The organism is Streptomyces sp. NPDC025833, assembly GCF_055558055.1.
Window position 1 is genome coordinate 93,752 of record NZ_JBVHNF010000019.1, and the last position, 18,363, is coordinate 112,114.

Sequence of the window (18,363 nt, forward strand, 5' to 3'; positions counted from 1 at the left end):
GCCGGCGCGCGGGATCCGCGCTGCCGGCCCGCCCGGCCCGCCACCCGGGGGCTCGTGGCTACGGCAGGACGATGTCGCGGCCCGGGCCGCCCTCGACGGTGTCCCGCCCGGGACCGCCGCTGACCAGGTCGTCGCCGTCCTCGCCGTTCAGGTTGTCGTCGCCGGGACCGCCGAGGAGGATGTCGTGGCCGTCCCCGCCCAGGGCGCGGTCGTCACCGGGGCCGGCGTGTACGACGTCCGCGCCGCCGTACGCCTCGATCCTGTCGTCGCCCGGCCCGCCCCACAGCCGCTGGTCCGTGTCGTCGCCCATCAGGTGGTCCGCGCCGTCGCCGCCGTCCAGGACCACGCGTCCCATGACCATGTCGTTCCCCGCGTCGCCCCGTACCGTGTGCGCGGTGTGGGCGTGCAGTTCGTCGTCGCCGGGCCCGCCCCGCACGGTGCCCACCCCGGGGTCACTGGTGACGATCTTGTCGTCGCCGTCGCCGAGGAAGATGTCGATCCTGTCCGACCGGGCGCTGCCGGTGGGCAGTTCGCAGACGACGAAGGTGTCGTCCGCGGGGTCGTAGTAGGTGCAGTGGTCACCGGGAGAGAGCGGGACCGCGTCGCGGAAGCCGATCTGCCGGATGCCGGCGCCGCGGTCCATGGGGAACACGTGCAGGTCGTTGGCCTGCCCCGCGGCGGCGGTGAAGACGATCGACTGGGTGGCCCAGTCGGCCCCGACACGGGCCTGCGCCCCGGCGGCGGGAGCGGCGGAGGCCGGGGCGGCGGCGAGCCCGGCGGCGAGCAGCGCCACGGCGGCCGCGGGGACGGTGACCGAATGTCGGTTCATGAGACCTCATCTCGATGCGGCGACCGTGGGTCGACCGGATGACAGGGGGACGTGTGCGGCCCCGACGGCGGCGGCGTCCACCCGACCGCACCGCCGACGGCACTCGGCCCGCGGGGTGACCGGGGGCGGAGCGCTGTGCGGCGTCCGTCCGGCGCGCTCCGGGGGCCGGATGTCCTCGGGGCGGCGCCGTGCGGCCCCACTCGTCGGCCGCCACCACGGCACAGGCCGCGACCAGGCGACGTTCTTGATCCGGGTGCCGCATCCTCCGAACCGGCCGGCGTCGAGAAGGCCCCGGCGTCGGCCGGTCCGGGACCGGCTCGTCCCGGCAGGGCCGGGCCGGGCAGCGTCAGCTGACGTTCACGTCCACGCAGGCGTAGAAGGCGTTGGGGGTGTCGGCGATGTTCCACACCGCCAGTACCTTCTGACGGCCGGTCAGGCTGCCGAAGTTCACCTGGTGGGTGACGGTCGCACCCGGCTGGCGGCCACCGTCGTTGAACTCCGCGATCTTGCGGCCGCCGGCGTAGTACTGCCACGTGGAGGTGGCGTGCCGGGCCGTCAGCTGCCAGTTGAAGCTGGTGGTGCGGCTGACCGGGGTGACCTTCCAGCCCTTGCTGTCGTTGTCGAGCTCCGCGAAGGCGGCATTGCCCCCGCTGCAGCTCGTCAGACCCTTCGGGCCCTCGACACTCTGCGGCTCGTACTTGATGGAACCGCAGGAGACCGTGCCGGCGGCACACTGCGCCTGCCGGCTGGGCGGCGTGGAGATGTAACCGTGCGCGCTGGCGCTGCTGGCCGGCAGGCTGACGGCCAGGAGCGGGGCGATCCCCGCGCCGATGGCGGCGGCCAGCATCTTCTTGCTCTTCATGACAACTCCTGTGTGGGGGTCGGCGCCCACCCGCCCATGAGCAGGAAGGCATGAGCATGTCATGCAGCACTCCCATGACCGCGGGGACGGCCACGAGTGCGAGGGAAGCGTACCCCGCTTGGTCTAGACCAAGCCAGGTTTCGGGCGACGCGCGGAAACCGGCCCGTCCCGGCCGCGCCGGCGGGCTGCCGTCGTGTGCACAGGCGAGCTTGCCGCTTCAGGACAGGGGTTCGTAGAACGGGCGGTCAGGCGCGAAGTTGCGAGAACACACCGTCACGTCCTCACCCCTGAGATAAGCCAGCAGCCATTCACCGAACGTCATCTCGTGAAGGGTCCAGGCCGGACTGTCGAGCTCCTGAACCAGGACGCGCCAGGGCGACGAGGGTCCGTCTGGAACACGGAGGAAAACCCATTCCCCCGTCATGGCCGACGCCACCGGCATCAGCTCACCGGGGTTCGCGCCGGCCGGACTGGGCAGGAACTCCGCCATGCCCTCCTCCCGCCACATCTCGAGATCCCCCCTGATGGTCACTCCCAGGCTGTGCAGAAGATGGCCGGCAGGGTGCTCCAGGTATAGCTGCCCGTTGATCTGGATCGAACCGTAGGCATTCACGATCTCGCGGAAGTCCGCGGGGAATTCGACACCGAACTCCCGCTCCATTTCGACCCACGGTGCCGCGTCCGACCAGTTGAACCGGGGTTCGCCCAACAGGGCTCGGATCTCTGAAAGCGTTGCCACCACAGCCCCTTCCACCAGCTTCCGGGCGTCCTGGCCGGTGCCCCCGTCACCGGTAGCCTACGAGCCGCCGACTCGCCCTGCGACCACGCTGGACGCGCCTGGACGCGCCTCGGTCAGCCATGCCGGACCGGAGGAACGGATCCGCCGGCTGTGGGAGCACACCGGCAAGCCGCTGCCCGCACTGCTGGTCGGCGACGAGGAGGACACGGAGGACATCGGTGCCTTCCTCGGCGGGGAAGGGCTGCTGCGCGTCGACCGCGCTGTGGACCTGCACGCCATGATGCCCCGACGGGCGGCTGGTCCCCAGGACGGGTGCCGTTCACCGCGGACGGCCCGCACGGGGATCTGGACCCGATCCGCTTGATCTCGGTCAGCGCCGGTGTGCGCCCTGCAGCACGCGTGAGCCCGCTCCGCCACCCGCCGGGGTGGGGCGGAACCTGTGACTGAAGTTCAGGGCGATGTCCAGGGCGAGGAAGTTCTGCCCGCTGTCCGTGCGAGCGCGCAGCAGGATGCGGAACTCGGCCACCGGCACCGCTTCGGGGAGCTGGAGGTTCCATGTCTGCCGCCACGGTCCGGCAGCCGGCCTGAGGTCGCCCGAGAGCCTCGCGCCCAGGCTCTCGAGCAGGTCGCGCAGCCTGTAGTTTCTGTCGAGCATCTTCACCGGCCCGAATTTCATGATCACGTTGCAGGTGACCCGGGTCAGGTCGACGGGCTCCTTGAGGCGGCCGTTCATCTCCCATCGGGCCCGGTGCCCCAGCCAGGGCAGCGCCGGGGTCAGCGTGACGGCGAGGCGGTCCAGGACGTAGGTGCCGTCGCTCACGTCTTCCACCAGGCGGATGCTCATGTCACTCCTCACCCGTTTGCGGGCCGGGAAAGCGCCGGGCAGACAGCCGGGGGCGGCGGACTGAGAGCACACCGACGGCCACGAAACCGCAGGCGGGGCGGTCAGGGAGGACGAGGGGCGGCCGCGCGGACACCGGCTGCCGTTCGCCCGGCATCCGGAACCGGCAGGGCTATGGGGACGTGACCGCCACGCACATGGGCCAAACTGGGACCCCGGCCCGATTCCGGCGGGCCGGGGCTCCACAGTATGCGGTCGGCCGCGGACTAGTACTCGTCGTGGTGACGCTTGACCACCCGGAAGCTGGCCACCACACCGTGCTCGATGTCGATGCCCTCGGTGCAGCCCGGCTCCACGCCGTAGCTGGAGCTGTGCGGGCCGACGGTGGCGATGGGAGCGCCGTTGTCACAGACGGCCCCACGGAAGACCTCGACGGCCTTGCGGCTCTCGTTGCGGACGTTCAGGGTCTTCGCGCCCAGACCGCTGACCACGGTGATGCAGTCACCGGGGCGGGTGGAGTACGAGCGCTCGTTGATGTGGATACGGCCCTCCTCCTCGCCCCGGCCCTCGTTGTCCTCGTCCCTGTCGTTGCCCCGGCCCTCGTTACCGCGGCCCTCGTTGCCCCGGCCCTCGTTGCCCCGGCCCTCGTTCCCCTTGCTGTTGTTGCCCTCGTTGCCCTTGCCGTTGCCGTTGCCGTTGCCGTTACCGCCGTTACCGCCGGTTGCGGCGGCGACGACGGCCGGGGCCTCCTGGGGCACCGAAGCGGAGGCGGCCGAGGCGTACGTGATGCCGGTCGCGGCCATGGCGGCGGCAGCCGACACAGCGGCGGTGACCACGGTCGAACGAAGCTTCATCTCACGATCTCCTGTCGCACAGAGAGAGACGCCGGCCCGTCGGCCGACTCGTGAACGAACTTACCCAAGGTCGACATGGCGGGCATACCGGAAGATCGGGGTTTCAGCTCCGAACAGGGTATTCTTGGGCCTCTGCCAGCGAGCTGACGTCACGTCACATAGGCGAATTAAAAAGCGTATTGACACATTATTAGGCTCTTCAGGTGACATTCTGATGCCTCCTCACTCCCGTAATGACGGCACGTCGCTGCGGACGCGACGACCTGAGCCGTGCTAGGAGGGGGCCGCGCCGGAGCCTGCCGACGGGCCGCACAGCCCGGCAGGGGAGCGCAGAGCACCCCGGTCGTACCGGGCCTCGGGCGCCGTACGCGGACGGACGAGCCGCTCCGGGGCGGCCTCCCCCGGGGGTCCGGGCGGAGCAGCCGGAGGGGCCGTCAGAGGTAGGTGTTCGCGATGTGCCGGCCGACCGCGTCCCCGGTGGCCAGGCCTTGTTCGCCGTCCCACCGGTAGTGGACGCCCAGGAAGACGCGGCTGAGGGTGTTCTCCTCGGCGGCCGCGGACAGAGTGTTGAACGACCGGTACACACCGCCGTTGTAGGAGTCGTTCGTGGTGGCCGAGAAGGCGATGACGTCGGTGGCGAAGTAGAGGCGCAGCACGGCGGCCCAGGCGCCCGCGAAGGTGGCGTGCCCGGAGATGCAGGCGGGGAAGGGCGGGGTGTAGCTGCTGCCGTCGTCGCGCGAGGACAGGGGCCGCCAGTCCGGGTCGGCCGTGGTGGCGTCGTTGCCGTCGGTGTCGGCGCGGTTGATCGCCGAGACGGGGCGCCACAGGTCGATCGGGGTGTTGTACTCGGCGTCCCAGGACGCGATGGCCGCGTCGGCCAGGGCCAGGGCCAAGAGGGCGAACAGCCTGGCGTTCTGGACGACGGTGAGCGTCTTCTTACGGGCGATGATGCGGGTGTGCTGGAAGAGCTGCGAGGGGGGCTTGTAGGTGCCGTCCAGGTCGTTCGCCCAGAACGTGGCGATCTCGGTTTGTTCGGCGGTGCGCAGGACCGTGGTGCGCTGGGTGTCGCTGTGGCCTCCGAACCGGCGTACCTCGTCGACCTGCTCCGCGTACTGCGCACTGCGCAGCAATGCCTGGTAGGTGGCGAAGCCGCCCGGGAGCGGGGGCCGGAACTGGCTGGACGAACTCATGCCGAACGGCTTGAGGCTGCCCCACTGCGGGGTGGCGGCGGACTCCGGCCCCGTGGCCAGCCAGGCGCCCGGTTCGCCGTCGGGGGTGTAGGCGGCGGGGGCGAGTGCGCCGTCGTCGGCGCGGGCGTTGAGCAGGGCGTCGGCGGCGGCCTTGCCGATGGCGCTGCCGCGGTCCTTCTCCGCCTGGGTCACGGTGGAGGCGTCCTGCGACAGGGCCCAGGTGTGGTTGCCCTGGAAGGAGGTGATGGCCGGATACAGGTTGCGCAGTACGGTGTACGCGGCAGTGCAGATGGCCGCGTTCAGCGAAGCCGCCCCGAGAACCGGCTGCTTGACCAGGTACGGTCGCCCGATCGGAGTGACGGAGTTGGCCGCGTCGTACATCGCCAGGTGCATGATCGCGGCGCCGCGGGCCAGCGGGCCGGGTGCCCCGCCGACTCGCCGCACCGCGTCTTCCAGGATCTTGCTCCAGTAGTGCACCGGTTCGTACGGCGCGGCCTCGGCCCGCGCCTCGAACGCCGGCAGTACCGCGGTGGCTGCTCCCGCGCCCAGGCATGCCAGCACGGCCCGGCGCGTCGGCGCCCACCTCGGTCTGTGCCCACCCCGCGTGTCGGATGCCCTCATGACAGTCGGTCCCTCTCCGGTTCGACGATCGTCAGGAATGCTGAGCGCGGTGGCGTGCGTACGCCAGGCCATGGGTGAGGTTCGGCCGGAAGCCGCCACATGGTTGGCCGGTTGGGCGCGATGGTGCCGAAGTGGTCCTCCGCCGGCCTGAAACCCCAGGTCAGGACCGGCCGATCGGCCAGGCGGCGGGACCGCTGCCGCGGCCCGGGGCCCGGTGTTCCGGGGCTCGCCCCGGGGGGGTGGGGGCTCTTCGCCGCAGCCCCGGGGGGGGCCAGTACGACCAGCCGGCCGTCCGGACTCGGGGATCGTCCCGTGGCGGGCCGGCAGGCCCTGGCCTCCGGGTGGTGCGTAAGACGATCGGGAAGCAGACCACAAGGAGGGGGATTCCGTGGAGGGCAAGGGTCGGCTGCATGTCAGTGCGGAACTGGCGGGGGTGCTGGAGCGGATCGACGCGCTCGGCCCGGTACTCGACGAACGGGCTGACGCGGCCGAGAAGTCGGGGAGGCTGCCGGAGGACACGGCGCGGGCGCTGCTGGACACCGGGATCGTGCGGGCCGAGCTCCCGCTGAGCCTTGGCGGGTACGAGTTCGCGCCGCGGCAGCTGATCGAGACGGCGGAGCGGACGAGCTACCACGACGCCGCGGCCGGGTGGACCATGTTCGCGCTGCAGCTGATGACCGGGACCACCGCGGCGTACCTCTCCGGGGACGCGTCGGCCGAGCTGTTCCCCGACGTGCCGAACGGGAAGTACGCGCTGCTCTCCGGGCACGGCACGCGCCCCGGCCGGGCCGTCCCCGTGGAGGGCGGCTACCGGGTCAGCGGCCAGTGGCAGTTCGCCTCCGGGATGGCGCACGCCACCCACGTCCACAGCGCGGTCCACGTAGAGGGCACCGATGAGCTGCGGGTCCTCGCGATGCCGAAGGCGCAGGTGACCCTGGACGGCAACTGGGACGTGCTCGGGCTGGCCGCACCGTGCACCGCTGGGCCGGCTCGGCGGCGATCCGCCGCGGCCCGGTCGACCGTTTCCTGCGCGACCTCGGGACGGGGGCGCAGCACATCACGTCCAGCCCGGTCGTGCTCCAGAACTGCGGCAAGTGGTTGAGCGGTGCCCGGCCGGACGCCCGGTGGAGCTTCCTCGACCTGACCTGACCGTCCGGGTGGCCGCCGGCGGGGACCCCGGTGCTCATGTCATGGGCATGAATTCCGGCAGGATGAGCGCCGAGTGGGCCGGTCGTCCCGCCGTGGCGGGCATGGTGCTGAGACTGCGCAGCATGTCGTTGCGCCGCTCCAGGGCCCGGGCGGTGGTGGGGAAGAGTGTGGTGTCGCGCTCACCGACCTGGTCCTGGTTCATGGTCACGAACCCACGGGTGCTGTGCTCGTAGGCGGCGAAGCCGGCGGCGTGGTCCCGGTCGGCCAGGGAACCGGCGAGCATGTACGCGCCGACGAGCGCCAGGCTGGTGCCCTGGCCGGTGAGGAACGAGGGCGCGTACGCGGCGTCGCCCACCAGCGCGGCCCTGCCGCTGGACCAGCGGGGCATGCGGATCTGGCCGACCGCGTCGAAGAACAGGTCATCCGCGTCGCGCATGGCGGCGAGCATGCCTGGGACCTCCCATCCCGCGTCGGTGAAGACGGCGGCGACCAGGTCCCGTTGGGCCGTCGGGTTCCGGAACGCGTCGAACGGCGGTTCCGGGTGGGCGAAGTTGAGGAAGGCGTGCACTTCGTCGTCGTCCCCCACGGCATAGAGTGCCGCGGCCCTGCCCGGGGCGTTCCACATCACGGTCTCGCGGAAGAGGCCGAGGGTGTTGCGCATGGTGAACACCGCGAAGCAGTAGCCGAGGTACCGGTGGAACTGCTCTTCGGGGCCGAACAGGGAATCGCGGGTACGGGAGTGCAGACCGTCCGCGCCGAGCACCATGTCGAACGTACGCCTGCCGCCCCCGTGGAAGGTGACGTCGACCTCGTGGCCGGACTGGTCGAGGGTGTCGATGGAGTCGTCGAACAAGAACTCCACGTCGTCACGGACCGCCGCGTGGAGAGCGCCGGCCAGATCCCCCCGCCGCACCTCCAGGTCCCGGCCCGGGGCACCGCCGGTGACGGTGTGCGGGGTGACCGAGACCACCTCGCTGCCGTCCTCGTCGAGGAAGGTCAGCCGGCGCAGGTCGATGTGCGCGTCCCGCAGTCGCGGCAGGATGCCCATCCTGCGGACGACCTCGAGTGCGGTGCCGCGAACGTCGATGGGGTACCCGCCGTCACGAGGGGTGCGCGCCTTCTCGACCACCGTGACCGCGAACCCGTAGCGGTTCAGCCAGAACGCGAGGGCGGGCCCCGCGACGCCGGCCCCGGATATCAGGACCTTCCGCCTCGGCCTGGTACGGGCATCCCTCGGCAGTCCGGTGTGGGTCATTCGTCGACTCCTTTGCCCATGGTGCGGGTGACGAGCAGGGACAGCGCCGTGACGGCGCCGGCTGTGAAGAAGCCGGTGACGAAGGCCGATTCGGCCGGGACGTCCGATCCGTGAGGGGTCGCGGCGGTGAGGAGCGCACCACCGACCTGCGCGCCCACGGCGTAGCCGAGAACGCGAGTCACCAGGACCAGGCTGGTGGCGATGCCGGTGTCGCTCTGCTCGACGGAAGTGGCGGTGCCGGTCACCAGCGCCGTGACGCACAGGCCGTTGGCGAGCGCGATCACCCCTTTGCCGATGACGAGGTGCCAGACCTCGGTGTGCACGGCCGCCAGGACGAGCAGGGCGACGGCCATCGTGACGGCTCCGGCGGTGACCACGGCACGCGAACCGAAACGCCGCGCCCCGATCCCGCTGACCGGCCCGGCCAGCGACGCGGCCACGGCGCCGGGCAGCAGGAAGAAGCCGATCTCGGTGGCGCCGGCCCCGAAGCCGTACCCGTCGGCGGACACCGCGAACAGTTGCGGGACGAGATAGACCGCCACCGAGGTACCGACGCAGATCACGAACGTCAGCACACACGACTTCCACATCGCGGGCCGTGCCAGCATGCGCAGATCGACCATCGGCGAGGCCGCACGACGCTCGACGGCTGTCCATCCGATCACGAACGCGGCCAGGACCACGACGAGGGCGCCGAGCAGGAGCGGTTGTGAGCCGATGTCGGGCGCCAGCGCGAGCACGAGCATGAGCGTGACCAACGTCCCGCTCAAGAGGAGCAGGCCGGGCCAGTCGATCCCGGCGTCGTCCTCCCGGCCCGGCGGATCGTGCGGCATCAGCCTGTTCACCAGCATGGTCGACCCGATGACCGCGATCGTCGGCAGAGCGAACATCCAGTGCCGGGACAGCCCTTCCGCCACGGGCCCGGCCGACAGCGTTCCCACCATCCCGCCCCCCACGAACAGCCCGCTGACGATCCCGATGGCCACCTTCGACTCTCCCGCGGGAAGGTGTTTGCGCACCACGATGAACGACAGGGGCAGCGCGCCCACCATCGCCCCCTGCAGTACCTGGCCGAACAGCAGGACGGGCAGGTTCGGCGCCAGTGCGGACACCAGGCCACCGGCCGAGACCACCGCCATCAGCCGGACCAGGACCCGTTTCCCGCCGTATCGGTCGCCTAACTTGCCTGCGAGTGGTGTGACGAGCGCGCCGGTGATGAGGAGCACGATGCTGAGTAACGCGCCTTCGGCCGGACTCATGTCCAGCTCGCGTTGCAGGAGCGGGAGCGTCGGCGTCACCACCGACTCCAATGCGCCCGTGGCGACCGCCAGCATGCCGAGGGCCCCGACAGCGGCCTTTCCGATGCGGACCGGGGGAGCCAGAGTCGCGGTCATGGAGGTTCCTTTCCGTCATTGCCGGGCGAGGGAAGAGGGTGGCCGTACGCATGGCGCTGCCGCCTTGCCGGGCCCGGCGCGGACGCGGCGGCCATGCCCCACGGGGCGTGGTGTGCAGGGTGCTCCGGGGACGGGTCCGGGGTCGTCGGGCCGGGTGAACCCGGTATCCGAGGTGACGCGTGTGCGGCTCCGCCGGGCGGAGCGGGTGGGCGGGTGCGATCCGCCCAGAGCCATTATTACACTACACCGTGCAGTGTAGAACAGTTAGGATGCGGGCATGCCGACTACGAAGACACTGCGCGAAGGGTCCGCGCGGAAGCGGGCCGCCATCCTCTCGGCGGCCCGGGAACTGTTCCTCGCCGACGGCTTCGACCGGTCCAGCGTCGACGCGGTCGCCGCCCGGGCCGAGGTGTCCAAGCGGACGGTCTACGACTACTTCGGCGACAAGCGGACGCTGCTGCAAGCAGTCGTCGACGACATCGGCCAGTCAATGATCACCACGATCCGGCGCACCCTCGACGACACCCTCACCGATCTCACCGATGCCGCCGGCCTGGAGGACGCCCTGGTCACGTTCTCGATGCGCATCGCGACCGACATGCTCGGCTCGGCGGAGTACGCGACGCTGCAACGACTCGTCCGGACGGAATCCGGCCACCTGCCGCACCGGGGCTACAACTCCATGGCCGACACCCCCGACGAGGCGGTCGCCGGGCGGTTCGCCGCCTTCGCCGCGGCCGGGCTGCTCGACGTCCCCGACCCCCGGCTCGCGGCCGACCAGTTCATCGCGCTGACCTTCGGCGTCGCGCTGGACAGGCTCGGTTCCGCGAATGCCGCGGAGGACACCCGGGTCCGGCCGCTCATCGCCGAGGGAGTGCGGACCTTTCTGCGGGCCTACCGAACCGTGTAGGGCCGGGGCAGCAGGAGAGAACGGCGCCTCCCTCCCCCGTGGAACTCGTGACGACGCGCTTCAGGATCTCAGCGGCTGATCCTCACTTCGGATCCTGTGCTCAGACCCACCTGAGCAAGGCGGCGCCATCACGGGTTCAACCTCGGTGGGCACGCGGCCCGGCCTCCGCGCGGCGCCGGGTGGCGTGCAGGGAGCCGAGGAGGCCGAGGGCCCGGGCGCTCGGGCTGCCCGGTTCGGCGTGGTAGATGACAAGCTGCTGACCGGGGGCGTCGCGCACGTCGAAGGCCTGATAGGTGAGGGCGAGGGCACCGACTTCGGGGTGGTTCAGGTTCTTGGCGTCCCGGCTCTTGCCGCGCACGTCGTGAGCGTTCCACAGACGGCCGAACTCCGCGCTGTGCCCGGTGAGTTCGGCGACCAGTCGGCGCAGTTCCGGGCTGTCCGGGTCGAGGCCGGCGCTCTCGCGCAGATTGGCCACGGCGGCCTGGGCCGCCCGCTCCCAGTCCACATAGAAGTGCCGGCCCGCGGGGGCGAGGAAGATCATGCGGGCCAGGTTGTCCGCCGGGTCGAACGGGGTGAAGAGCGCGTCGGCCAGGGCGTTGGTGGCGAGGACGTCCAGGGTACGGCCCAGGACGAACGCCGGGGTGTGCGGGTAGCCGTCCATCAACTGGCGCAGCGCCGGACTCACCCCGGCCGCCGTGTGGGCGGAGCGTTCCGCACCGGGTGTGCCGCCGGCCAGGCGGAACAGGTGCGTCCGCGCGTCGCCGTCCAGCCGCAGGGCGCGGGCGAGGGCGTCCAGCACCTGCGGGGAGGGATTGCGTTCACGGCCCTGTTCCAGGCGGGTGTAGTAGTCGACGTTCATCCCGGCGAGGACCGCGACCTCCTCCCGGCGCAGTCCGGCGACCCTGCGCGTCCCGTGGCTGACCATGCCCACGTCCCGCGGCGTGAGGCCGGCCCGGCGGGCGCGCAGGAAGGCACCCAGGTGGTTCTCGTCCATGCGCCACAGACTAGGCGGCCGTCCAGCGCGTTGCCTGGGTGTGCCGCACCCGGGCGGGGACCGTCCTGGTCCGTGCCCGGCGTTCCGCACAGACTCGGTGGCGCGGTCAGCCGACCGCGGAACCATCCGTCCACCGGAAGGACATCGTCATGACGCAGACCACCAAGGTCGTCCTGGTGACCGGCGCGAGCAGCGGGATCGGTGAGGCGACGGCCCTGCGCCTGGCCGCCGACGGCCACCGGGTGTTCCTGGGTGCGCGCCGCACCGACCGCCTGGAGAAGCTGACCGGGCGGATCACCGCCGACGGGGGCACCGCCGACTTCCGACGGCTTGACGTCACCGATGCCGCCGACGTGCGGGCCTTCGTGTCGGCCGCGACCGAGCGCTGGGGGCGGGTGGACGTGATGGTCAACAACGCCGGAGTGATGCCGCTCTCGCCGCTGTCGGAGTTGAGGGTGGACGAGTGGGACCGGATGCTCGACGTGAACGTCCGCGGGGTGCTGCACGGCATCGCCGCCGCCCTGCCGGTCATGCGGGAGCAGGGCGGCGGCCACGTCGTGAACGTCGCTTCAGTCGGCGCGTACGAGGTGGTGCCGACGGCCGCCGTCTACTGCGCCACCAAGTTCGCCGTGCGCGCCCTGTCCGAGGGGCTGCGCCAGGAGTCGGCCGGGGACATCCGGGTCACCGTGGTCTCCCCGGGCGTCACCGAGTCCGAGCTCGCCGACTCCATCTCCGACCCGCGTGCGCGCGAGGACATGAAGACCTACCGCTCGGTGGCCGTTCCGGCGTCCGCGATCGCCGCCGCCATTGCCTTCGCCGTCTCCCGGCCCGCCGAGGTGGACGTGAACGAGATCGTGGTGCGCCCGGCGGCCAGTGCGCAGTAGGGGCCGGACAGCCATCCGGCGGACTCGTGTACTGACCCGGCAGCCCCTGCACCACGACGACCCGCTCCCGCGTCCGCCCGGCACGCGGAACGCCCCGCGCCGCCACGCGCGGCATCACCCCTCCCACCTCCGGTCCCCCGCCGACGCGCACCGCCCCGGTGCCGGCCAGGACGGCACCCACCGGCACGGCGCCGACCACGTCGCCGTGGCGCAGCCCGAGGCCCAGCAGCGCGTCCGGGGCCGGACGGCCGGCTGCGGCAACCTGATGAGCCCGGCTGACCGCCGGATCCACGCCGACCGGCCCGGCCGGCCATGCCCGGACGGCACCCGGATCAGCGCCGGCAACGTCGTCGCGGACAGGGGCGGCCGGTGGGTGAGGCGTCGTGATGAGGGGGTTGGCCGATGCCCCGGTTCGGTGGTGGGGTAGGGGGACCGGCCCGCGGCCGGCCGGGTCACGGTGAGGGCGGCCCGGTCGTCGTGGGCGGCTTCGGTGTCCCAAGGGGAGGTTCTCGCAAGATGACGGACGGGTCTTCGGTTCAGGACGGCGGGCTGTCGCGGCGCAGACTGCTCGCGTCGTCCGTCGCCGCGGGTGGCGCGGTCTGGCTGTTACGGGGGGTGATCCGGCCGGGCAGCGCCTACGCCGACGTGCCGTCGCCGCCGCCCGGCTTCCCGGCCGGGCCCGACGTCTACCGGCGCGTGTACGAGAACTGGGCCGGTGAGATCCGCGCCGACCAGCTGTGGACATGCGCGCCGCGCACCCCGCAGGACGTGCTCGACGTCGTCAACTGGGCCCACGGTGCGGGCTGGACGGTACGCGCCCAGGGCAAGCGGCACGGCTGGGCCCCGCTCACGGTGGCCGACGGCACACCCGCCGAGGCCCGGGTCGTACTGGTGGACACCACCGCGCACCTCACCGGGATGTCGCTGGAGCGGCAGGACCCCGACGGCTCGGCCCTGATCCGGGTCCGGACCGGCGCCCTGCTGGAGGAACTCCTCGCGTTCGCCGGCGCGCACGGGTACGGCGTCGTCTCGGCGCCCGCGCCCGGTGAACTGTCCGTCGGCGGCGCGCTGGCCATCGGCGCCCACGGCACGGCCGTCCCCGCCACCGGCGAGCACCCGGCACCCGGCCACGGGTACGGCTCGCTGAGCAACCTGGTCACCGAACTGACCGCGGTCGTCTGGGACGCCGCCGCCGGCGCGTACGTCCTGCGGACGGTCGGCCGGGCCGAGCCCGACTGCGACGCGCTCCTCACCCACCTCGGCCGTACGCTCGTCACCGAGGCCGTGCTGCGGGTGGGCGCCGACCACAACCTGCGCTGCCGGTCCTTCCTGGACATCCCGGCCACCGAACTGTTCGCCGCCCCCGGCGCCCCGGCCTGCACCCGCACCCTGGCCGGCTTCGTGGACAGCCACGGCCGGGCGGAGGCCATCTGGTTCGCGTTCACCGACAAACCCTGGCTGAAGGTCTGGAGCGTCGCCCCCGACCGGCCGTTCGCCGCCCGCGCCGTCGACGAGCCGTACAACTACCCGTTCTCCGACTCGCTCCCCGAGCCGGTGGCCCGGCTCGCCGGAAGCCTGGTGTCCGGAGCCTGGGCGAGCGCCCCGCTCTTCGGACAGGTCCAGTACCTGCTGGCCAAGGTCGCGCTGACCGGCGACATCACCGACGTCCTGCTGTCGGGAACGCCCGTGCGGGACGTACTGACCGGCGACGTGCTCACCCACCTGCTGGCGGGCGGGCTGCGCTCGGACCTGTGGGGCGCCTCGCGCAACCTGCTGGAGTACGTACGGCCCACCACCCTGCGCGAGACGGCCAACGGCTACGCCGTCCTCACCCGCCGCGCCGATCTCCAGTGGGTGGTCAGCCGGTTCGCCGACTTCTACCGCACGCTGCTCGCCGAGTACGCGGCCCGCGGCGAATACCCGGTCAACGGCCAGGTGGAGATCCGGGTGACCGGCCTGGAGGACCCCTCCGTGTGCGGCGTGCCCGGCGCCCGGCCACCGCTGCTGTCCGCCCTGCGGCCGCGTCCGGACCGGCCGGACGTCGACACCGCCGTGTGGATCGACGTCCTCTCCCTGCCGGCCACCCCCTCCCTGCACCGCTTCTACCGGGACATCGAGCGGTTCCTCCTCACCCTGGACGGGGACCGGGCCACGGTCCGGGTGGAGTGGTCCAAGGGCTGGGCGTACACCGACACCGCCGCGTGGTCCGACCCGGACGTCCTCACCCGGGTCGTCCCCGCCTCCCTGCGCGCCGGAGGCGGCCCTGGCTGGGACGAGGCGGTCGCGATCCTGAACCGGCTCGATCCCCACCACGTGGTCTCCAGCCCGTTCCTCGACGCGCTGCTGCGCTGAGCCGCCGGGCGCCGGGCCTCCCGCGCGGATACCGGCACCGGTGACGGCCACCGGTGCCGGTGCCCTACCCCTCCACGGCGCGGGCGGGTCCGTCCCCGGAGCCGTTCCCGGAAGCCCTCCTGTGACGGCAGTACCGAGGACGGGGGCGCTGCGCACCACCCGCCCCGCGCGCAGCGCTCAGGAAGCGGATCCGGCAGAACGAACGCACCGGCAACGGCCCCTGGTTGGGCCGGTGAGCCCAAGCGCTGGCAGCCGCAGCCGCAGCCGGGAGTGGATCAGGAGCCGCGCCGCGAGGCGGCCGTGAGGACCTTGAGCGCCACCAGGGGATGGAACAGCACGGCCGGGGAGGACACCATGTTCACCACTCGTACGAACCTGGTCCACACGGTTGCGTCCTTCACCGCCACGTGGAAGAGACGGGTGTTGTACCAGTGGGCGAATCGCGCGGTAAGGGGTTGGCCCTTCGGGCTCCACATCAGGTCGGAGTTGATGGACAGTGTCCACGGGCCCAGCAGCAGGCGGCCCACCTTCTTCTGGAATCCGACGGCGAGGCCGTCCAGTCGCCCGGCGGCGCTGTGCCGCTCGAGCATGCTCCGCAGCAGTTCCGCCTCCATCGCGGCGACGGTCAGGCCCTGTCCGTAGACGGGGTTGAGGACGCAGACGGCGTCGCCGACGGCGATGAGGCGCTCCGGCCAGTCCTTGACGGCGTGGTAAGGCCGCCACTGGTTGTCGGCGTTGGTGTAGCGGCGGGTGGGCTCCTGGACGGTGCGGCGGGCGATGTGCTCGGCAAGGCGTGGGTTGTCGAGGCTCTCCGCGAAGGCCAGGAAGCCCTCGTCGTCGGTCGGAGGCCGGTCCTGGAACCCGAAGAGTGAGCAGGTCCATCGACCACGTTCCACGGCGAGCATGACGCCGGCCCGGGGCACGGTGGGAGCGAACAGCATCTGATAGGCGATGTAGAAGTCGGGGTGGCCGGGGTCGCTCTCGTCCGGCCGGTCGAAGTTCATCGACGTGTAGGTGACTTTGGCCTTGACGGTCCGTTCGGGCGGGGTGCTGATCCCGATCGCGTCCAGCCAGTGCGCCAGGGAGCTGGACCGTCCGGAGGCGTCGACGACGAGATCGGCGGCAAGGGGGTAGGGCTCCTCGCTTCGCGACTGGCACGTCACGCCGCTCACGCGGCCCGGCGAGTCCTGGATCAGGCCGGTGCACTGGGTGGACGGCACCAGTGTGACCTGGGCGAGTGCGAGTACCCTGCGGCGCAGTCGGCGTTCGAGTTCGTCGCGGGTGAAGGTCTGGATCGCCACGCCCGTACGCTGCCGTGGTGCGAGTCCGGCGGGCAGCAGGAAGTCGATGCCCTCTCCGTAGTCGAATACCGGCGCTCCCGCTTCCCTCAGTTCTTCGCGCAGTCCGGGGAAGAGCCGCTCCAGGATCTGCCCGCCCCGGGCCAGCATCGCGTGTGCGTGATAGCCCTGCGGGGCGCCCGGATGAGCGCCGGTGTCCTCGTCGACGGCGTCCCGTTCCACGAGGACGACCTCGCGGAAGAAGTCGGCCAGTACGCGTGCGGTCACCAGCCCCGCGTAGCTGCCGCCGATGACGACGGCTCTGCCCCAAGGGCGGTCTGCTCTCATAGCGTCTCCTACTCGCGCCCGGGCCTGAGCTTCCTGTACCTGGTCAACGTCGCCGCCCGCGGGCTCGACACGGGGCTCGAAAAAGCCTCCGAGAGCGCGGTGGGAGGCCCCTGATCCGGCTCGCGGGCCGCGCATCGGTCCCCATGCGCGCCGCTCGTGGCCCGCGCGGTGGCGCGGCATCGTGGCCCGAACGCCGGAGTGCTCGACGAATCTCCGCCGGCCGGCCGTATCACCCCCGTCGCCCACCGTCACACCGTAGAGCCGGCGGGTCGGCGCACGGGCCGGAACCGGACAGCCCGGCACTCACGCTGTCACGCCCGGCACCCGGAGGCCCGAAAAGCCCGATAGGCCCTGTTTGCTCCGCGCCGCGACCGGCCGTGCACGCGGTGTCCGTGGCGCAGGGGTGCCGGCCTGACCGCGTCCCCGGAGCAGGACATGGGCATGGGCATGGGCATGGGCATGCTGCGGTGAGCCGGCAGGAGGCCGGGGGCGGAGGCGCCGGTCGACGCTGCGCGGTGGGCGCGGACGGACCGTACGGCCCTGGGAGTACGGTCCCGTGCCCGGCCCCGCCCAGGAGCACGTTCCCGGGGGCGGTTTCGTCCTCTGCGCGGACGGATCGACGGTCCGTCGGATGGTCCTCTGGGTAGGCGCCGAGAAGAGCTCCGGCGCCCTACCCGGAGGAGCTTTCCCGTGAACGAACACGCACCGCGGCACCACCGTCCGAACCGCCTCCGCGGTCGCCGACGCGGGGTGGCGGTGACCGTGACCGCGGTGGCCGCCGCCGTGGTGGCCGGCATCCTGGCACCGGCCACGGCCTCCGCCGGACCGCGGCCGGACGTCGTGCAGCAGCGCCTCGACGACCTGGTCCGGAAGGACGGGGTGCCCGCCGCCCTCGCCACCGTCAAGGACCGCGACGGCCGCAGCCGCACCTACACCGCCGGCGTCGGCGACGCGGCCACCAGGTCCAGGGTCCCGGTGGACGGGCAGGTGCGGATCGGCAGCAACACCAAGGCGTTCACCGCCGTCGTCGTCCTGCAACTGGTCGCCGAGGGCAAGGTCGGCCTGGACGCGAGCGTGGACACCTACCTGCCCGGCCTGGTGCGCGGCGACGGCTTCGACGGCCGGAACATCACGGTCCGCCAGCTGCTCCAGCACACCAGCGGCCTGCCCGACTACGTCAACCACGAGGTCGTCCTCAACGAGCCCAAGCGCTACTTCGAACCGCGTGAACTCCTCGACGCCGCGCTGGCGAAGAAGGCCGACTTCGCGCCCGGCGCCCAGTGGGGGTACAGCAACACCAACTACCTGCTGGCGGGCATGATCGTTCAGAAGGTCACCGGACGCCCGCTCGGCGAGGAGGTCACCAGGCGCGTCATCGATCGGATCGGCCTGCGCCACACCTACTTCCCCGCCCCCGGGGACATGACGATCCACGAGGCCCACCCCAAGGGCTACCAGCGTGCCGCGGACGGGTCGCTGCGCGACTACACGGAGCTGGACCCGTCCTGGGGCTGGGCGGCCGGCGCGATCGTCTCGACCAACACCGATGTCACCCGGTTCTACGGCGCGCTGCTCGGCGGCCGTCTGCTGCCCGCGGCCCAGCTCGCCCAGATGCGCACCACCGTCCCCGCCGACGAGGTCGGCACCGGAGCCCGCTACGGACTCGGCCTGCTGAGCCGCCCGCTCCCCTGCGGCGGGCTCGCCTGGGGGCACGGCGGGACGATCCCGGGCTACCAGACCTTCGGCGGCACCACCGACGACGGCCGCGCCGTGAACATCGCCGTCACCACGATGGCGGACGACGACACCGCAAAGCACGTGGAGCAGGCGGTGAACGAGGCGCTCTGCCGCTGATCGTCCCCTG

Annotated in this window: 16 protein-coding genes; 6 read left to right on the forward strand and 10 right to left on the reverse strand. The window is 72.0% G+C overall.

All coding sequences use genetic code 11. The features are described 5' to 3' along the window. Positions 1-58 precede the first annotated feature (58 nt). The 3 genes from ACZ4K2_RS30085 to ACZ4K2_RS30095 all read right to left on the reverse strand — a co-directional run bounded on the left by ACZ4K2_RS30085 (position 59) and on the right by ACZ4K2_RS30095 (position 2,430). Positions 59-829 carry a calcium-binding protein gene (locus ACZ4K2_RS30085; protein WP_467479564.1) on the reverse strand — a complete coding sequence of 257 codons (771 nt, stop codon included), beginning with the start codon at positions 827-829 and terminating at the stop codon, positions 59-61. Between the two features lie 346 nt (positions 830-1,175). Beyond that, positions 1,176-1,691 (reverse strand): lytic polysaccharide monooxygenase auxiliary activity family 9 protein, encoded by a 516-nt coding sequence (locus ACZ4K2_RS30090; protein ID WP_467769984.1) that lies wholly within the window; start codon positions 1,689-1,691, stop codon positions 1,176-1,178. A gap of 217 nt (positions 1,692-1,908) precedes the next feature. Continuing rightward, complete coding sequence (locus ACZ4K2_RS30095) at positions 1,909-2,430, reverse strand: SMI1/KNR4 family protein (RefSeq protein WP_467480593.1); 522 nt, start codon at positions 2,428-2,430, stop codon at positions 1,909-1,911. A 37-nt stretch (positions 2,431-2,467) separates the two neighbouring features. Here ACZ4K2_RS30095 and ACZ4K2_RS30100 point away from each other — a divergent pair, with 37 nt between their 5' ends. Next, a complete protein-coding gene (locus ACZ4K2_RS30100; protein ID WP_467480589.1) occupies positions 2,468-2,794 on the forward strand; it encodes a hypothetical protein in 327 nt (108 codons plus the stop codon). A 6-nt stretch (positions 2,795-2,800) separates the two neighbouring features. Here ACZ4K2_RS30100 and ACZ4K2_RS30105 read toward each other — a convergent pair whose 3' ends face one another. From ACZ4K2_RS30105 to ACZ4K2_RS30115, 3 genes are all read right to left on the reverse strand, one after another. Continuing rightward, a complete protein-coding gene (locus ACZ4K2_RS30105) occupies positions 2,801-3,274 on the reverse strand; it encodes a hypothetical protein (RefSeq protein ID WP_467480588.1) in 474 nt (157 codons plus the stop codon). Positions 3,275-3,537: 263 nt separating this feature from the next. Continuing rightward, positions 3,538-4,125 (reverse strand): hypothetical protein, encoded by a 588-nt coding sequence (locus ACZ4K2_RS30110; RefSeq protein ID WP_467480586.1) that lies wholly within the window; start codon positions 4,123-4,125, stop codon positions 3,538-3,540. A 434-nt stretch (positions 4,126-4,559) separates the two neighbouring features. Beyond that, a complete protein-coding gene (locus tag ACZ4K2_RS30115) occupies positions 4,560-5,876 on the reverse strand; it encodes a vanadium-dependent haloperoxidase (RefSeq protein ID WP_467480584.1) in 1,317 nt (438 codons plus the stop codon). A gap of 448 nt (positions 5,877-6,324) precedes the next feature. On the opposite strand from ACZ4K2_RS30115, the gene ACZ4K2_RS30120 reads away from it, so the two are divergent. Then, on the forward strand, positions 6,325-7,038 hold the full coding sequence (locus tag ACZ4K2_RS30120) for an acyl-CoA dehydrogenase family protein (protein ID WP_467480582.1): 714 nt from the start codon (positions 6,325-6,327) through the stop codon (positions 7,036-7,038). 81 nt (positions 7,039-7,119) lie between these two features. Here ACZ4K2_RS30120 and ACZ4K2_RS30125 read toward each other — a convergent pair whose 3' ends face one another. Both ACZ4K2_RS30125 and ACZ4K2_RS30130 read right to left on the reverse strand, forming a co-directional pair. Further along, a complete protein-coding gene (locus tag ACZ4K2_RS30125) occupies positions 7,120-8,340 on the reverse strand; it encodes an FAD-dependent monooxygenase (RefSeq protein WP_467480580.1) in 1,221 nt (406 codons plus the stop codon). After that, positions 8,337-9,734 (reverse strand): MFS transporter, encoded by a 1,398-nt coding sequence (locus ACZ4K2_RS30130; RefSeq protein WP_467480578.1) that lies wholly within the window; start codon positions 9,732-9,734, stop codon positions 8,337-8,339. The genes ACZ4K2_RS30125 and ACZ4K2_RS30130 overlap by 4 nt, the downstream gene beginning before the upstream one ends. A 277-nt stretch (positions 9,735-10,011) precedes the next feature. Here ACZ4K2_RS30130 and ACZ4K2_RS30135 point away from each other — a divergent pair, with 277 nt between their 5' ends. After that, positions 10,012-10,644, forward strand: coding sequence for a TetR/AcrR family transcriptional regulator (locus tag ACZ4K2_RS30135; protein ID WP_467480576.1), 633 nt, complete (start codon positions 10,012-10,014; stop codon positions 10,642-10,644). Positions 10,645-10,780: 136 nt separating this feature from the next. On the opposite strand, the gene ACZ4K2_RS30140 is transcribed toward ACZ4K2_RS30135, so the two are convergent. Beyond that, a complete protein-coding gene (locus ACZ4K2_RS30140) occupies positions 10,781-11,638 on the reverse strand; it encodes a helix-turn-helix transcriptional regulator (protein ID WP_467480574.1) in 858 nt (285 codons plus the stop codon). A 149-nt stretch (positions 11,639-11,787) separates the two neighbouring features. Between ACZ4K2_RS30140 and ACZ4K2_RS30145 the strand changes: the two genes are divergently transcribed. Further along, positions 11,788-12,522 (forward strand): SDR family oxidoreductase, encoded by a 735-nt coding sequence (locus tag ACZ4K2_RS30145; RefSeq protein WP_467480572.1) that lies wholly within the window; start codon positions 11,788-11,790, stop codon positions 12,520-12,522. A gap of 516 nt (positions 12,523-13,038) precedes the next feature. Beyond that, positions 13,039-14,874 carry a cholesterol oxidase substrate-binding domain-containing protein gene (locus ACZ4K2_RS30150; RefSeq protein WP_467480570.1) on the forward strand — a complete coding sequence of 612 codons (1,836 nt, stop codon included), beginning with the start codon at positions 13,039-13,041 and terminating at the stop codon, positions 14,872-14,874. 275 nt (positions 14,875-15,149) lie between these two features. Here the strand turns inward: ACZ4K2_RS30150 and ACZ4K2_RS30155 are convergent, their stop codons facing one another. Next, complete coding sequence (locus ACZ4K2_RS30155) at positions 15,150-16,499, reverse strand: FAD-dependent oxidoreductase (protein ID WP_467480568.1); 1,350 nt, start codon at positions 16,497-16,499, stop codon at positions 15,150-15,152. Positions 16,500-17,189: 690 nt separating this feature from the next. Here ACZ4K2_RS30155 and ACZ4K2_RS30160 point away from each other — a divergent pair. Then, the gene (locus ACZ4K2_RS30160; protein WP_467480566.1) at positions 17,190-18,353 is read left to right on the forward strand and encodes a serine hydrolase domain-containing protein; all 1,164 of its coding nucleotides are present in this window, start codon (positions 17,190-17,192) and stop codon (positions 18,351-18,353) included. Positions 18,354-18,363 lie beyond the last annotated feature (10 nt).

What these genes read in the sequence shown, in the direction of transcription:
- ACZ4K2_RS30085 (WP_467479564.1), bottom strand. Translation starts at nt 829, where the DNA reads ATGAACCGACATTCGGTCACCGTCCCCGCGGCCGCCGTGGCGCTGCTC.
- ACZ4K2_RS30090 (WP_467769984.1), bottom strand. Translation starts at nt 1,691, where the DNA reads ATGAAGAGCAAGAAGATGCTGGCCGCCGCCATCGGCGCGGGGATCGCC.
- ACZ4K2_RS30105 (WP_467480588.1), bottom strand. Translation starts at nt 3,274, where the DNA reads ATGAGCATCCGCCTGGTGGAAGACGTGAGCGACGGCACCTACGTCCTG.
- ACZ4K2_RS30110 (WP_467480586.1), bottom strand. Translation starts at nt 4,125, where the DNA reads ATGAAGCTTCGTTCGACCGTGGTCACCGCCGCTGTGTCGGCTGCCGCC.
- ACZ4K2_RS30125 (WP_467480580.1), bottom strand. Translation starts at nt 8,340, where the DNA reads ATGACCCACACCGGACTGCCGAGGGATGCCCGTACCAGGCCGAGGCGG.
- ACZ4K2_RS30130 (WP_467480578.1), bottom strand. Translation starts at nt 9,734, where the DNA reads ATGACCGCGACTCTGGCTCCCCCGGTCCGCATCGGAAAGGCCGCTGTC.
- ACZ4K2_RS30135 (WP_467480576.1), top strand. Translation starts at nt 10,012, where the DNA reads ATGCCGACTACGAAGACACTGCGCGAAGGGTCCGCGCGGAAGCGGGCC.
- ACZ4K2_RS30140 (WP_467480574.1), bottom strand. Translation starts at nt 11,638, where the DNA reads ATGGACGAGAACCACCTGGGTGCCTTCCTGCGCGCCCGCCGGGCCGGC.
- ACZ4K2_RS30145 (WP_467480572.1), top strand. Translation starts at nt 11,788, where the DNA reads ATGACGCAGACCACCAAGGTCGTCCTGGTGACCGGCGCGAGCAGCGGG.
- ACZ4K2_RS30150 (WP_467480570.1), top strand. Translation starts at nt 13,039, where the DNA reads ATGACGGACGGGTCTTCGGTTCAGGACGGCGGGCTGTCGCGGCGCAGA.
- ACZ4K2_RS30155 (WP_467480568.1), bottom strand. Translation starts at nt 16,499, where the DNA reads ATGAGAGCAGACCGCCCTTGGGGCAGAGCCGTCGTCATCGGCGGCAGC.